This is a genomic window from Mitsuaria sp. GD03876, from assembly GCF_029840635.1.
Lineage (GTDB): Bacteria > Pseudomonadota > Gammaproteobacteria > Burkholderiales > Burkholderiaceae_C > Roseateles.
Genome location: NZ_JAOCCU010000062.1, coordinates 20879 through 32848, shown reverse-complemented (window position 1 = coordinate 32848; position 11970 = coordinate 20879). Strand labels below are relative to the sequence as shown.

The following is an 11970-nucleotide window of genomic DNA, read 5'->3' as shown; positions in this document are numbered from 1 at the left end:
GGCCAGGACCGAGGCCGGTTGCGCGTCGATGTCCGGATCGTGACGCCGCGCGGCCGCGCGGACGTCGGCGTGCTCGCAGCGCAGGAAGGGGTTGATCTGGAGCTCCACGTCGAGGGTGGAGGGCAGGGTGGGCAGGGACTGCTCGCGCCGGGCCAGACACCAGGCCTCGTGGCGCGCGACCGCCTCGTTCAGGGGCTCGACTGTGCGAGCAAATCGCAGATTCGACAAGGTGTATTCATGCGCGCAGCACACCCGGGTATCCCCGGGGAGCGCCGCGAGCTTGGCCAGCGAGGCGTGCATCTGCGCCGGCGTGCCCTCGAACAACCGGCCGCAGCCGGCGGAGAACAGCGTGTCGCCGCAGAACAGGATCGGCGCGCCGTCGCCCGGATGCATCGACACGAAAGCGATGTGACCGGCAGTATGGCCGGGGACGTCCAGCACGTCGAACGCCTGGCCGAGCAGCTCGACGCGGTCGCCTTCGCGCAGCGGCACGACCGGCACTGGCATCGATTCGGTGGCGGGCCCCCACACATGGCGGGGATCGTCCAGCAGGGGCAGCAATTCACGCAGGCCGCCGACGTGATCGCCATGGTGATGCGTCACTAGAATGCCTCGCAGATCCAGGCCTCGTGCCGCTAGCGCCTCGCGCACCGGCGCGGCCTCGCCCGGATCCACGACGAGCGCCGACCGGCCGTCATGCAGCAGCCAGATGTAGTTGTCTGTGAAGGCGGGGACGGCGACCAGGTTCATGCAGGCAAGGGGATCAGGTCCCAGCGATGAAGATTCCGGGCCAGGACGACCACACCGACGCAAAGCCGCCGATTGTAGAGGCGCACCTCCGGCCGGACACCGCCGCGGCGGAGCTCGCGCACTGGTTGCGCACGCCCGCCGGGCGCTACCTGCTCGCGTGGGAACAGCGCTTCATCGATGCCGCGGTGATCGACTGGTTCGGGTATCACGCGCTGCAGCTCGGCTTCCCGCAGCTGCAGGGCCTGCGGACCAACCGCATGTCCAACCGCTGGCTCGCGCAGGACCACCGGCCGTTCGAGGAGAGCGTCGCCGGCCCGCCGGTGCCGGGCCTGGCGGCGCATCCGCTGGAGTACCAGCCCGAACCGCACGCCCATCCCGCGCCGGGCCTGAACGGCGCCGGCCGCGCGGCGGTCTATTGCGAGTTCGACGCGCTGCCCTTCGAGGCCAACAGCCTGGACCTGGTGCTGCTGCCGCACACGCTGGAACAGGCGGCCGATCCGCACCGCTGCCTGCGCGAGGTCGAACGCGTGCTGCGCCCCGAGGGCCGCGTCGTGATCCTGGGCCTGAACCCGGCGAGCCTGTGGGCGGTGAGGCAGAATCTCGCCCGCGTCAACGGCCGGATGCTGGGCCGCACGCCGCGCCTGTACCTGCCGGCCGAACGCGAATACATCGGCTACTGGCGCCTGCGCGACTGGCTGCGGCTGCTGTCCTTCGACGTGGAGCGCGCGCAGTTCGGCTGCTACCGGCCGCCGCTGCTGAGCGATCCCTGGCTGGCGCGCTGGCAATGGATCGAGAAGCCCGGCGGCAAGTGGTGGACGGTGCTGGGCGCGCTGTACGGCGTGATCGCGGTCAAGCGCGTGCACGGCATGCGGCTGATCGGGCTGGCGCGCGGCAAGACGCGCGTGGCCAAGACGGCGCCGGCCGTGGCGGCGGTCCACCATCGCCATCGCCAGGCCCACCGCGACGACGCCGAGGTCGATTGACCCCGCCGTTCCCTTCCGACTCCTTCCCTGCTGTTCATGACCGATACGACCGCTTCCTCCGCTCCCGCGCCCGCCGCGCCCAAGATCGCCAAGCCGGCGGTGGTGATCTACACCGACGGCGCCTGCAAGGGCAATCCCGGGCCGGGCGGCTGGGGCGCGTGGCTCAAGAGCGGCGACCATGAGAAGGAGCTGTTCGGCGGCGAACGCAACACCACGAACAACCGGATGGAGCTGACCGCGGTGATCGAGGCGCTGACCTCGCTCAAGCGCAGCTGCAACATCGTGATCTACACGGACAGCGAGTACGTGCGCAAGGGCATGACCGAGTGGATCTCGGGCTGGCAGCGCCGGGGCTGGAAGACCGCCGACGGCAAGCCGGTGAAGAACGCCGAGCTGTGGCAGCGCCTGGACGCGCTGCGCAAGCTGCACACGGTGGAGTGGCGCTGGGTCAAGGGCCATGCCGGCGATCCCGGCAACGAGCGTGCCGACGCGCTCGCCAACAAGGGCGTGACCGTCGCCCGGTGAGGCCGGCCCCGAGGGGCCCTGGCCCCCGGGCCCCCGGACCCCGCCCAGGGGCGTGATGCGCGCGGCGCTCAGCCGCGGTGCGGCTCCAGCGTCTTGGCGAACAGGCTGTTGCCGTCCAGGTCCTTGAGCGTGACCGTCATCGCGCGGGTCTTCGCGTCGATGTCGACCTGGCCGAAGAACTGCGTGCCCACGGCCGGCGCGGCGTTGGCCACGCCCGGCGCCTTCTGGTAGACGACCTGCATGCCGAAGGTGGCGTCGGCCTTGTTCGGGCCGAAGCCGCCGGCGTGCAGCGGGCCGGAGACGAATTCCCAGAACGGCAGGAAGTCCGTGTGCCTGGCCTTGGCCGGGTCGAAGAAGTGCGCGGCGGTGTAGTGCACGTCGGCGGTGAGCCAGACGATGTCGTGCAGCCGGTGGCGCTTGATCTCGCTGAGCAGGCGCGCGATCTCGAGCTCGCGGCCGCGCGGCGCGCCGTCGTCGCCGTTGGCGATCGCCTCCCACTTGTCGCGGCCCTCGGCATCCTTGCCGTCGTTGACGTGTAGCCCGATCGGCATGTCCGCGGCGATGACCTTCCAGGCTGCCTTCGAGCGCTTGAGCCCGTCGAGCAGCCACGCGATCTGCGGCCGGCCCATGAAGGCGCTGTCGGCGTTCTCCTCGGCCTGCAGGTTGGCGCTGTTGGGGCCGCGGTAGCTGCGCATGTCCACGACGAACAGGTCCAGCAGCGGCCCCTGGGGCAGGTGGCGGTAGATGCGCTCGGCCTCGGCGTCACCGAAGCGGCGCATCGGCGCGTACTCCTGGAAGGCCTTGGTCGCGCGGCCGACCAGCAGCGGGACATTCTTCTCGGTGTAGCGCGCGTCGCCGGAGAGGTCCTTCGAATCGGAGTAGTTGTTGGTGACCTCGTGGTCGTCCCACTGCCAGATCTGCGGGACGTCGGCCGCCATGCGGCGGATGTTGGCGTCCATCAGGTTGTAGCGGTAGCGGCCGCGGTACTCGTCCAGCGTCTCGGCGACCTTGCTGGTCTGCTCGGTGACGACGTTGCGCCAGACCGAGCCGTCGGGCATCGGGATCTCGGCGGGGATCGGGCTGTCGGCGTAGATCGTGTCGCCGGAGTGCAGGAAGAAGTCCGGGTTGACGCGGCGGATCTGCTCGTAGATCTTCATCCCGCCCCATTGCTCGTTGATGCCCCAGCCCTGGCCGCAGGTGTCGCCGCTCCAGGCGAAGCGCACGTCGCGCGGCGCCTTGGCGCCGAAGGCGGCGGGCAGGCGCAGGTGGCCGGCCACCGGTTCGGACATCACCCGCTCGTTGCGCAGGTCCTGCAGCACGACGCGGTAGAAGATCTCCTGGCCGGCGGGCAGGCCGCGCAGGTCGACGCGGCCGGTGAAGTCGGAGTCCTCCAGCAGGTGAGGGCCGCGCACGCGCTGCAGGTTGGCGAAGCTGGCGGTGGTGGACCACTCCAGCCAGAGGCGGGCGGGGCGGTCGGCGCGGGTCCAGATCACGGCGGCGTCGGCGACCGGATCGCCGGACTGGATGCCATGCGGCATCCGCGGACGCATCGCGTCGCGGGTGATCAGCGCCGGGGCCTGCGCATGCGCGCCATGAGGCGTCAGCAGCGAGGCACCCCCGAGCAGGGCACTGGCGTGGAGGAAGCGGCGGCGGTCCATGCGGGTTCTCCTGGCGAAATCTCAAGTTCGCGAAGTCCGCGATGCTGCCCCGGGGGCATGACGCGGCGGTGACGCGGTCGTGTTCGAAGAGCACCTGAAAGTGGGCCGATCGACGAACTGTTCGGATCGAGGCGACGGACTGACACGGCCGTCGGAGGACCTCCGACGCCGAACCTTTCCTCCCCCTTTCACTACAGGACCCGCACCATGCCGCCTCCCATTCCTCCTCGGCCCTATCCGTCACCCGTCCACACCCCTGATGCCGACGGGTCGGCCGGTCCCGCCGGTGCCGCCGCGGCGACGCCCAAGGCCACGCCGGATGAACCCGTCGCGCCGTATCGTCCCGAGGCGAAATCCTTGACCTATGCGCAGATTCAGTCGCTGCAGACGCCGGGCGGCCGTCGCTTCAAGCCGGCGCCGGAATCTCCGGGCGCCAGGAACGCCGGCTCGGACGTGACCTACGCGACGCTGGATCATTCGGCGTCCGGTCCGCTCTACGCGACCGTCGACCTGACGAAGAAGACGCCCCGGACCGCAGCGCCCCTCGAATCGGATCCGGCGGACGTCGAGGACGACAGCGCCTTCGCGCCGCCGCTGCCCGAGCGTCGCTACGACTTGCCGCCGCCGGTGCCCAAGCGGGAGAACGCCTCGGCGCCGCCGGTGCCCAAGCGCGAGAACACCTCGCCGCCCCCGGTGCCCAGGCGCGAGAACGCTTCGGCGCCCCCGATGCCCGCGCGTGACCCCGCGGCCCGCGCTGCGGGTGCTGCGGCCCCGGTGGTCTCGACCCAGCAGGCGCGGGCCGCGGCCATCTCCGATGCGTCCGAGAAACTGGGCGCCAGGATCAACACGTTGATTCAGGAGTTCGCGGCGTCGATTCCCGCGGGTTCGCCGGGGCATCGTCCGAAGGGGCCGGGCGAGCTTGACTCCGCCGCGGCGGCGGTGAAGCTGGCGCACCGATTGAATGACGCCGCCCTCGCCGACGGTGCCGACAAGCTGCACCAGGCGTTCCGAGGGGGCAGGGAGGACACCCCGGTCGCCAGGGACAAGCAGGTTCAGAGCGCGGCCCTGGCGTTGGCCGACCAGGCGATCGCCGGCCTGACGCCGGCGCAGAAGAAGACCGTGCGCCAGCACCTGGGCAATTTGCCGTCGCTGGGCAAGACGCTGGCGGCGGCGGAGCCGGAGCTCACGTCGATGGCCGCCTCGGCCGTGCGCGACAGCGTGTTCCAGAAGCTCGTGGCCTTGTCCAAGCCCGGCGCCTGAGCGGCGACGGCGACCGGCGGTCGCCGTCGTTCACTGGCCGGCCGGCGGCTCCCACAGTTCGACCTTGTGGCCTTCGGGATCGATGACCCAGCCGAACTTGCCGTATTCCGAGTCGTCGGTCTTGTCCACCACGTTGCAGCCTTCCGCGCGCAAGGCCTGCAGCAGCGCCGCCAGGTCGGCGACGCGGTAATTGATCATGAAGGGCGGGTTGCCCGGGCCGAAGCCGTCCGGGTCGGCCGAGCCGATCGACCAGATCGTCGTGCCGCCGCTGGGCTGGCCGTCGTCGCCGGTCCAGGTGAAGGCCGCGCCGCCCCAGGGCAGCACGTCGATGCCCAGGTGCTTCTGGTACCAGGCCCGCAGGGCGGCCGGATCCTTGGCGTTGAAGAAGATGCCGCCGATGCCCGTGACTCGCTTCATGAAGGTTCCCTCACTCGGTTGATCGATCTCAAGGACGTCGGCGAGATCCCTCACCGACGATGCACGGCTCCGCGCTTCAGGGCCAGCAGGCACAGCAGCGCGATCAGGGTGAACAGCGCGCCGCTCCAGATCTCGTAAGGCAGCCCGAGCAGCGTGTACGCGGCGGCTTCGCTGCAATTGGCCGTGACCATGAAGACGCTCGGCAGGCGCTCCTCCAGCTTGAACATCGTCAGCACGCGATCGGCGAAGGTCATGTCGCAGCTCGCGAGCTTGGAGGCGACCTCATGCTGATACCCCGCGGCGACCAGCCCGGCCACGCCCAGCGCGGCGGTCAGCAGCAGCGACAGCACGCGCGCCGCGCCCACGCGCTGCAGCAGCCAGCCCAGCGCGCCGACGATGGCGATCAGGATGAAGAGGCCGCGCTGCATCACGCACCACGGGCAGGGCTTGACGCCGAACTGGTACTGCGCGACCAGCGCCGCCGCCACGCCCGCGGCGGACACCAGCGCGCTGAAGGCCAGCACGCGCGAAGCGGTCAACGCGCGCATCAGTCGGCGATCTCGGCGATCAGCTCGATCTCGACGCAGGCGCCGAGCGGGATCTGCGCCACGCCGAAGGCGCTGCGCGCGTGCGCGCCCTTCTCGGGGCCGAACACCTCGCCGATCAACTCCGACGCGCCGTTGGTCACCAGGTGCTGTTCGGTGAAGTCGCCGGTGCTGTTCACCAGGCTCATCAGCTTGACGACGCGCTTGACCTTGTCCAGGTCGCCGACGGCCGCGTGCAGCGTGCCCAGCAGGTCGATCGCGATCGCGCGGGCGGCCTGCTGGCCGGTGGCCGTGTCGGTGTCCTTGCCGAGCTGGCCGACCCAGGGCTTGCCGTCCTTCTTCGCGATATGACCGGACAGGAACACGAGGTTCCCGGTGCGGACGAACGGCACGTAGGCCGCGGCGGGCACCGCCACCGGCGGCAGGTCGATGCCCAGTTGCTTGAGGCGGTCGTAGACGGAAGTGCTCATGAGGGTCTGCGCGGAAGTGGAAAAAAACGCCGCGAATCCTACACCCCGGCCTGGTGCTGGACCGGGGTGCCGCTGGCGGCCCTGCTGGGCATGGGGACGGTGCAGACGCTGCCGGCCTTGCCGGGGCCGGCGGCCTGGTGGGCCTGGCTGGCGGGCGTCGCCGGAGTGCTGGTCGTGCTCGTCGCGGCGGCCGTGCGGCGCTCGCGGCCCGTCCGCGGGACCAGCCCCGCGGATCCGGTGAATCCGACGTGCGCCGCGAGCGCTTCACGGACCGCGACAACCGCCACGACCGGCACGGCCGCCAGGGGCGCGTGGATCCTGTGGGCCGCCTGGGTGCTGCTCGCGGCGCTGGCCGGCTTCGGCCTGACGGCGGCGCGCGCGACAGCGCGGATGGGCGAGCTGCTTCCCGCCCGCCTCGAGGGTCAGGTCATGCCGCTGACCGGCCACGTCGACAGCCTGCCGCAACGCGCCACCGGCGCGGGCGGCGTCGACGGCTGGCGCTTCGTCTTCGCCGTGGACAGCGATAGCCCGTCGACGCCGCGGGCCCGCGTCCCCGGCCGGCTGCTGCTCTCCTGCTACCAGATGCCGAGCCCGCCACGCGCCGGCGAGCGCTGGCGCTTCGAGGTGAAGCTGCGCCGGCCGCACGGCCTGATGAATCCGCGCGGCTTCGACCAGGCGCTGTGGATGCTCGAACAGGACCTGCCCGCGGCGGGCAGCTGCCGCGCCGCGGGGCAGTCGCGGCTGGGCGAGGGCGCGTGGCGCGTCGATGCGCTGCGGCAGTCGCTGCGCGACGCGATCGACCACCGGCTGGCCGCGGCCGGCGAGCGCCGCGGCGCCGGCGTGCTGGCCGCGCTGAGCCTGGGCGACCAGGGCGCGGTCGGGCCGATGGACTGGGCGCTGTACCGCGACACCGGCGTGTCGCACCTGCTCAGCGTCAGCGGGCTGCACGTGACGATGTTCGCGTGGCTGGCCGGCGCCGTCGCCGGCTGGGCCTGGCGGCGAAGCCCGCGGCTGTGCCTGCGGTGGCCGGCGCCGCGCGCGGCGATGTGGACCGGCGTCCTGGCCGCGGTGCTCTACGCGGTGTTCTCGGGCTGGGGCGTGCCGGCGCAGCGCACCGTCGGGCTGCTGGCGATCCTGGCGCTGCTGCGCCAGGCCGGCCTGCGCTGGCCTTGGCCGATGAGCCTGTGCGCCGCCGCCGCGGTGGTTTGCGCCGCCGATCCCTGGGCGCTGACGCAACCCGGCTTCTGGCTGTCGTTCTGCGCCGTGGCGCTGCTGATGGCCGCGGACCCGCAACCCGCGCCGGGCTGGCGCGCCGCGCTGCGCGGGGCCTGTCGCGCGCAGGGCGTGGTGACGCTCGGCCTGGCGCCGCTGACGCTGCTGCTGTTCCAGCAGCTGTCGGTGGTGGGCCTGCTCGCCAACGCGGTCGCCATCCCGCTGGTGTCGTACGTGATCACGCCGCTGGCGATGCTCGGCGCGTTGCTTCCGCCGGCGTGGACGCTCGGAGCCTGGCTCGTCGCGCTGTTGAACTGGCTGCTGGAGGCGCTGCGCGACCTGCCGCTCGCGGTCTGGCACCTGCCGTGGGCGCCGGGATGGGCGCAGGTGCTTGGCCTGGCCGGCGGCGTCGCGCTGGCGATGCCCTGGCCCTGGCGGATGCGGCTCGGGGGACTCGCGCTGTGCGTCCCGATGCTGTGGCCGGTGACCGGGCGCCCCGCGTCGGGCCATGTCGAGCTGTGGTTGCCCGACATCGGCCAGGGCGGCGCCGCGATCCTGCGCACGCACCGGCACACGATGCTCTTCGACACCGGCCCGCGCTGGGGGCCGGGCTCGGATGCCGCGCGGCGGGTGCTGCTGCCGATGCTGCGCGGGCTGGGCGAACGGCGGCTCGACCTGCTGATGGTCAGCCACGCCGACCAGGACCACGCTGGCGGCACGGCGAGCCTGCTCCAGGCGATGCCGGTGGCGCGCCGGCTCGGCGCGGTGCCGGACGGGGAGGCCTGCCGGCGCGGTCAGCGCTGGACCTGGGACGGCGTGCGTTTCGAGGTGCTGTCGCCGATCGGGGACGAGCCGCGTGACGCGATGGGCGACGCGCGGGCGATGAAGCGCAATGCCCGGTCCTGCGTGCTGCGGGTCGAGGCGGCCGGCCGCCGCCTGCTGCTGACCGGCGACATCGAGTCGCCGCAGGAGGCCTGGCTGGTGCGCGAGGAGGGCGTCGACGGGCTGCGGGCGGAGGTCCTCGTCGTGCCGCACCACGGCAGCCGCACCTCGTCGTCGCCGGCGTTCGTGCGGGCGGTCTCGCCGCGGGTGGCGGCGGTGCAGTCGGGATACCTCAACCGCTTCGGGCATCCCAGGCCCGAGGTGGTCGCGCGCTACGCCGAGGCCGGCGCCCTCGTGCTCAACAGCGTCGACTGCGGCGCGTGGCGGTGGCGCAGCGACCGGGCGACGCCGCCGTCCGCGGCCTGCGAGCGCGCGATCCGGCGCCGCTACTGGCTGCCGGATCGGGTGCCGGCCGTCGAGGACGCGGCGGCGGTCGAGGCGGAGCGCGTCGACGCGCCGCCGCCTTGAGCCAGGATCCCGTGCTCGCCTTGTCGCGCGGCAGGGCGGTGTCGATGGGGAAGGCGCGAGGGGCGGTCAGCCTGCGGTGCGACGCCCGGGACGTCGCGCTCGCCACAGTGCCGCGACGGTGTGCGGACCCGGCCCGCGCAGGGCGATGTAGGCGGCCAGCGCGGCGAGGAACACGGGGTACTCGATACCGCGATCGGCCCAGGGCCAGGTCGGTCCCATGGCCAGGCAGATCCCCAGCATCTCGCCGACGAGCGCCGCCGCGACGACCCGCGTGAACACGCCGGCGCCGAGCAGCAGCGCGCCCACGGTCTCGAGCAGCGTCACGAGGATCGCCAGCTCGAAGGCGAACGGCACGTCGAGCGTGCGCTGGATCATCCCGGTCGTCGCCATCAACGGATCCGCCACCGAGCCATGCGGCACGCGCAGCGCCTTGGGCAGGCCGTGGGTCAGCAGGATGGCCGCGTAGGCCAGCCGCAGCGCGGTGTAGCCCCAGGGCTCGAGTCGGTCGAGCAGCTTCATGGCCCGCGCTCCGAGGGCGGAGACGTTATGAGGCGGGACGTCGGAGGCGGAGGCGGAGGTGGCAGGCATGGCGGGATTCTTGTGGGCGTCCCGGCACTGATCAACGGGCTGCCGTTGCCATGTGAATCCCACCAGCGCCAACAATCCCGTCGCGCGCTCCCGCTGGTCCGATTGCCAGGGTGGGAGGGCGGTGGGTCGCTCAGGCCGTGAACACGAGCGCGATCTGCTCGGGCTCGCGCATCGCCCGGGCGCGGGGCGAGGGCTTGGCCGCCGGCTCCGTCGCCTTCAGGTGATCGACGAGGAAACGCGCCGTCTCCGGCGAGCGGCTCATCTCCGCCGCGACCACCGCTTCCAGCTCCGAGGGCCTCACGTCCATCGCCGCGCACAGCTTGAGCAGCCGCGCCTCGGCCTCGAGGTAATGGCGCTCGACGCTCAACTTGCGCGAGAACAGCCCGATCACCTGCCCGACACGCAGCAGGTGCGTGTCCAGCAGCGCGACCTCCTCCGACGCCGCCCAGCCGCGCACGATCGCCGAGGCCGTCTTCGGTCCGACGCCCGGCAGCGCCATCAGCCAGTTGCGCACCTCCTGGCCGGCGTCGAAGTCCGGCGCCGACAGCAGCGCCGGCATCACCGCCGCCAGGTGGCGCGCCTTCTGCGCCGCGAAACGGAAATCCAGCGGCTTGCCCTGCACGTCCAGCGGCTCGCTGAGCCAGGCGGTCAGCGTGGTCTCGGACACGCCGGGCTGCACGAAGGCGCCGCGCTCGCGCACCCGCGCGAACGCCGCCAGCCCGACGGCCGCCGGAATGCCGGGCCCGCCCAGCAGCGACGCGCCGACCTCCTCGGCCAGCGAGCGCCCCGACGCGACAGGCGCCGGCACCTCGAGCCGGTGCGTCAGCGCCTGGCGCGTCCAGTACGCGGGCGTGGGGAACTCCTCGACGGCGCCCCAGCGCACGCCGGCGAGCAGGAATTGATCGGGATCGGGGAGGTCTTGTCTAAGGGAACCGTGGCGGGAAACGATGGCGACGATCTGGGTCATGGGACTGCGGAAACACCGCTTCTCTGAGCGGCTGGATAGGTGGTGTTCAGCCATTGGGCGAACGCGGCGCGCTCGACCGGATCCATGGCATGGACACGCTCTTGAAGGCGTTCGAGACGCCGCTTGTTGGTCTGGCGCTCGCGGAAGTTGGCCCCGCGATGCCGGCTGTCATGAAGCATCTCGGGCGGCTCGAAGTTGAACCACAAGGTCTCCGTGCGCACGTCGGTATGGGTCTTCGCCTGGAACACCACCGTGCGCCACCCCCGCAGGAGCGCGTCATAGGTCGGATGCGCATACCCCGACACGATCACCCGGCACGGCAACGCCACCAGCACGGCCAGCAGCGCCTCATGATCCGAGGCGCCGTATTCATGCCGGTAGATGCGCGTCTGGCGTCGCGTCTCCGGATGATAGGGCGGGTCCACGTAGACCAGCTCGTCACCCTCGAACACATGCCGCGCGAGAAACTCCTCGGCGCGGCCATGCACGAGCTCGACCCCCGGCAACGCCATCGCGCGCCAACGCGCGATCACCCGCTCGTCAGCATCGATGGCGATCGAACGCGCCGCCGGCAGCTTGTGGCGCAGGACCGCCCCGCCACCCACATGCGTCTCGATGTACACCCGGTGCGGAGGCATCAGGTTGATGACGTGCTGGAACGTCTTGCCCTTGCCGCCTGGATACTTCATGCGGCGAATCATCGTCAGAAGTGACGATGATGTCAAGGCGCTCGGGGCGCTCGGGGACCGAGCAGCAGGCCGGCGACGCCGGTGCCCCACTCCGCTCAATCTCCTCCTCGCCGCTCGGAATTCGCTCCGTGGGGCACCGGCGCCGCCGGCCTGCGCAAGACCGCGGTGCTCGGCAAACCACATGCGCCGCCAGAGCGCGGTTAGAGCGCTGTCAACCAGTCGCAGCGGAGGCGGCCCGAACGATGCAGCCGCTTGCGGCTGCCCGTGTAAGCCATCGGCAGCATCCAGGCCACGAGGCACAACGGCAGTGCGATCCACGCCTTGAGCAATAACGCGCCCGGAACACCCATGAACCCCAACATCCAGATCGTCAGGACCCCATTCCATACCCCCAGCTCCACCGGGTGACGCGCGCTGTGCATCACCATCCAGCGCTTCACCTGGCTGAGCTGCTTGAGAGTCATGGCGGGCTCCTGGACGACGAATTCGGGCGGCGGCGACGAAGGTCGGCAGTGTAAGTTTGGAGTCAGGATTTCCCCATCCCCAGAACTTGGAG

The 11970-nt window shown here is 71.7% G+C and carries 13 protein-coding genes; 4 read left to right on the top strand and 9 right to left on the bottom strand.

Annotated features, from left to right (window positions below; genetic code table 11):
• Positions 1 to 750, bottom strand: a 750-nt coding sequence (gene gloB / locus N5D62_RS25920) for a hydroxyacylglutathione hydrolase (RefSeq protein ID WP_279760922.1), incomplete at its 3' end; no start/stop codon positions are given.
• A 26-nt stretch (positions 751 to 776) separates the two neighbouring features.
• Here gloB and N5D62_RS25915 point away from each other — a divergent pair.
• Positions 777 to 1733 (top strand): class I SAM-dependent methyltransferase, encoded by a 957-nt coding sequence (locus N5D62_RS25915; protein WP_279760921.1) that lies wholly within the window; start codon positions 777 to 779, stop codon positions 1731 to 1733.
• A 36-nt stretch (positions 1734 to 1769) separates the two neighbouring features.
• Positions 1770 to 2258, top strand: a complete 489-nt coding sequence (gene rnhA, locus N5D62_RS25910) for a ribonuclease HI (protein WP_279760920.1) — start codon at positions 1770 to 1772, stop codon at positions 2256 to 2258.
• Between the two features lie 68 nt (positions 2259 to 2326).
• Here the strand turns inward: rnhA and N5D62_RS25905 are convergent, their stop codons facing one another.
• Positions 2327 to 3916, bottom strand: coding sequence for an alkaline phosphatase D family protein (locus N5D62_RS25905; RefSeq protein ID WP_279760918.1), 1590 nt, complete (start codon positions 3914 to 3916; stop codon positions 2327 to 2329).
• A gap of 207 nt (positions 3917 to 4123) precedes the next feature.
• Here N5D62_RS25905 and N5D62_RS25900 point away from each other — a divergent pair, with 207 nt between their 5' ends.
• Complete coding sequence (locus N5D62_RS25900; RefSeq protein WP_279760917.1) at positions 4124 to 5176, top strand: hypothetical protein; 1053 nt, start codon at positions 4124 to 4126, stop codon at positions 5174 to 5176.
• 30 nt (positions 5177 to 5206) lie between these two features.
• Here N5D62_RS25900 and N5D62_RS25895 read toward each other — a convergent pair whose 3' ends face one another.
• Genes N5D62_RS25895 through N5D62_RS25885 form a run of 3 tightly spaced genes read right to left on the bottom strand, consistent with a single transcriptional unit; the run spans position 5207 to position 6608 of the window.
• Positions 5207 to 5593 carry a VOC family protein gene (locus N5D62_RS25895; protein WP_279760916.1) on the bottom strand — a complete coding sequence of 129 codons (387 nt, stop codon included), beginning with the start codon at positions 5591 to 5593 and terminating at the stop codon, positions 5207 to 5209.
• A gap of 50 nt (positions 5594 to 5643) precedes the next feature.
• Positions 5644 to 6132 (bottom strand): disulfide bond formation protein B, encoded by a 489-nt coding sequence (locus N5D62_RS25890; RefSeq protein ID WP_279760915.1) that lies wholly within the window; start codon positions 6130 to 6132, stop codon positions 5644 to 5646.
• An 8-nt stretch (positions 6133 to 6140) separates the two neighbouring features.
• On the bottom strand, positions 6141 to 6608 hold the full coding sequence (locus N5D62_RS25885) for a RidA family protein (RefSeq protein ID WP_279760914.1): 468 nt from the start codon (positions 6606 to 6608) through the stop codon (positions 6141 to 6143).
• 66 nt (positions 6609 to 6674) lie between these two features.
• Here N5D62_RS25885 and N5D62_RS25880 point away from each other — a divergent pair, with 66 nt between their 5' ends.
• A complete protein-coding gene (locus N5D62_RS25880) occupies positions 6675 to 9170 on the top strand; it encodes a DNA internalization-related competence protein ComEC/Rec2 (RefSeq protein WP_279760913.1) in 2496 nt (831 codons plus the stop codon).
• A gap of 66 nt (positions 9171 to 9236) precedes the next feature.
• Here the strand turns inward: N5D62_RS25880 and N5D62_RS25875 are convergent, their stop codons facing one another.
• From N5D62_RS25875 to N5D62_RS25860, 4 genes are all read right to left on the bottom strand, one after another.
• Positions 9237 to 9689 carry a DoxX family protein gene (locus N5D62_RS25875; protein WP_279760912.1) on the bottom strand — a complete coding sequence of 151 codons (453 nt, stop codon included), beginning with the start codon at positions 9687 to 9689 and terminating at the stop codon, positions 9237 to 9239.
• Between the two features lie 199 nt (positions 9690 to 9888).
• Positions 9889 to 10725 (bottom strand): hypothetical protein, encoded by an 837-nt coding sequence (locus N5D62_RS25870; protein WP_279760911.1) that lies wholly within the window; start codon positions 10723 to 10725, stop codon positions 9889 to 9891.
• A complete protein-coding gene (locus tag N5D62_RS25865) occupies positions 10722 to 11414 on the bottom strand; it encodes a DNA adenine methylase (protein ID WP_279760910.1) in 693 nt (230 codons plus the stop codon). The genes N5D62_RS25870 and N5D62_RS25865 overlap by 4 nt, the downstream gene beginning before the upstream one ends.
• Positions 11415 to 11614: 200 nt before the next feature.
• Entirely contained in the window at positions 11615 to 11878 is a 264-nt protein-coding gene (locus N5D62_RS25860) for a hypothetical protein (RefSeq protein WP_279760909.1), read from the bottom strand.
• Between the last annotated feature and the right edge of the window lie 92 nt (positions 11879 to 11970).

Excerpts from the sequence above, each read along its gene's own strand:
- N5D62_RS25860 (WP_279760909.1), bottom strand. The coding sequence starts at position 11,878 with ATGACTCTCAAGCAGCTCAGCCAGGTGAAGCGCTGGATGGTGATGCAC.
- N5D62_RS25915 (WP_279760921.1), top strand. The coding sequence starts at position 777 with ATGAAGATTCCGGGCCAGGACGACCACACCGACGCAAAGCCGCCGATT.
- rnhA (WP_279760920.1), top strand. The coding sequence starts at position 1,770 with ATGACCGATACGACCGCTTCCTCCGCTCCCGCGCCCGCCGCGCCCAAG.
- N5D62_RS25875 (WP_279760912.1), bottom strand. The coding sequence starts at position 9,689 with ATGAAGCTGCTCGACCGACTCGAGCCCTGGGGCTACACCGCGCTGCGG.
- N5D62_RS25885 (WP_279760914.1), bottom strand. The coding sequence starts at position 6,608 with ATGAGCACTTCCGTCTACGACCGCCTCAAGCAACTGGGCATCGACCTG.
- N5D62_RS25900 (WP_279760917.1), top strand. The coding sequence starts at position 4,124 with ATGCCGCCTCCCATTCCTCCTCGGCCCTATCCGTCACCCGTCCACACC.
- N5D62_RS25865 (WP_279760910.1), bottom strand. The coding sequence starts at position 11,414 with ATGAAGTATCCAGGCGGCAAGGGCAAGACGTTCCAGCACGTCATCAAC.
- N5D62_RS25870 (WP_279760911.1), bottom strand. The coding sequence starts at position 10,725 with ATGACCCAGATCGTCGCCATCGTTTCCCGCCACGGTTCCCTTAGACAA.
- N5D62_RS25905 (WP_279760918.1), bottom strand. The coding sequence starts at position 3,916 with ATGGACCGCCGCCGCTTCCTCCACGCCAGTGCCCTGCTCGGGGGTGCC.
- N5D62_RS25895 (WP_279760916.1), bottom strand. The coding sequence starts at position 5,593 with ATGAAGCGAGTCACGGGCATCGGCGGCATCTTCTTCAACGCCAAGGAT.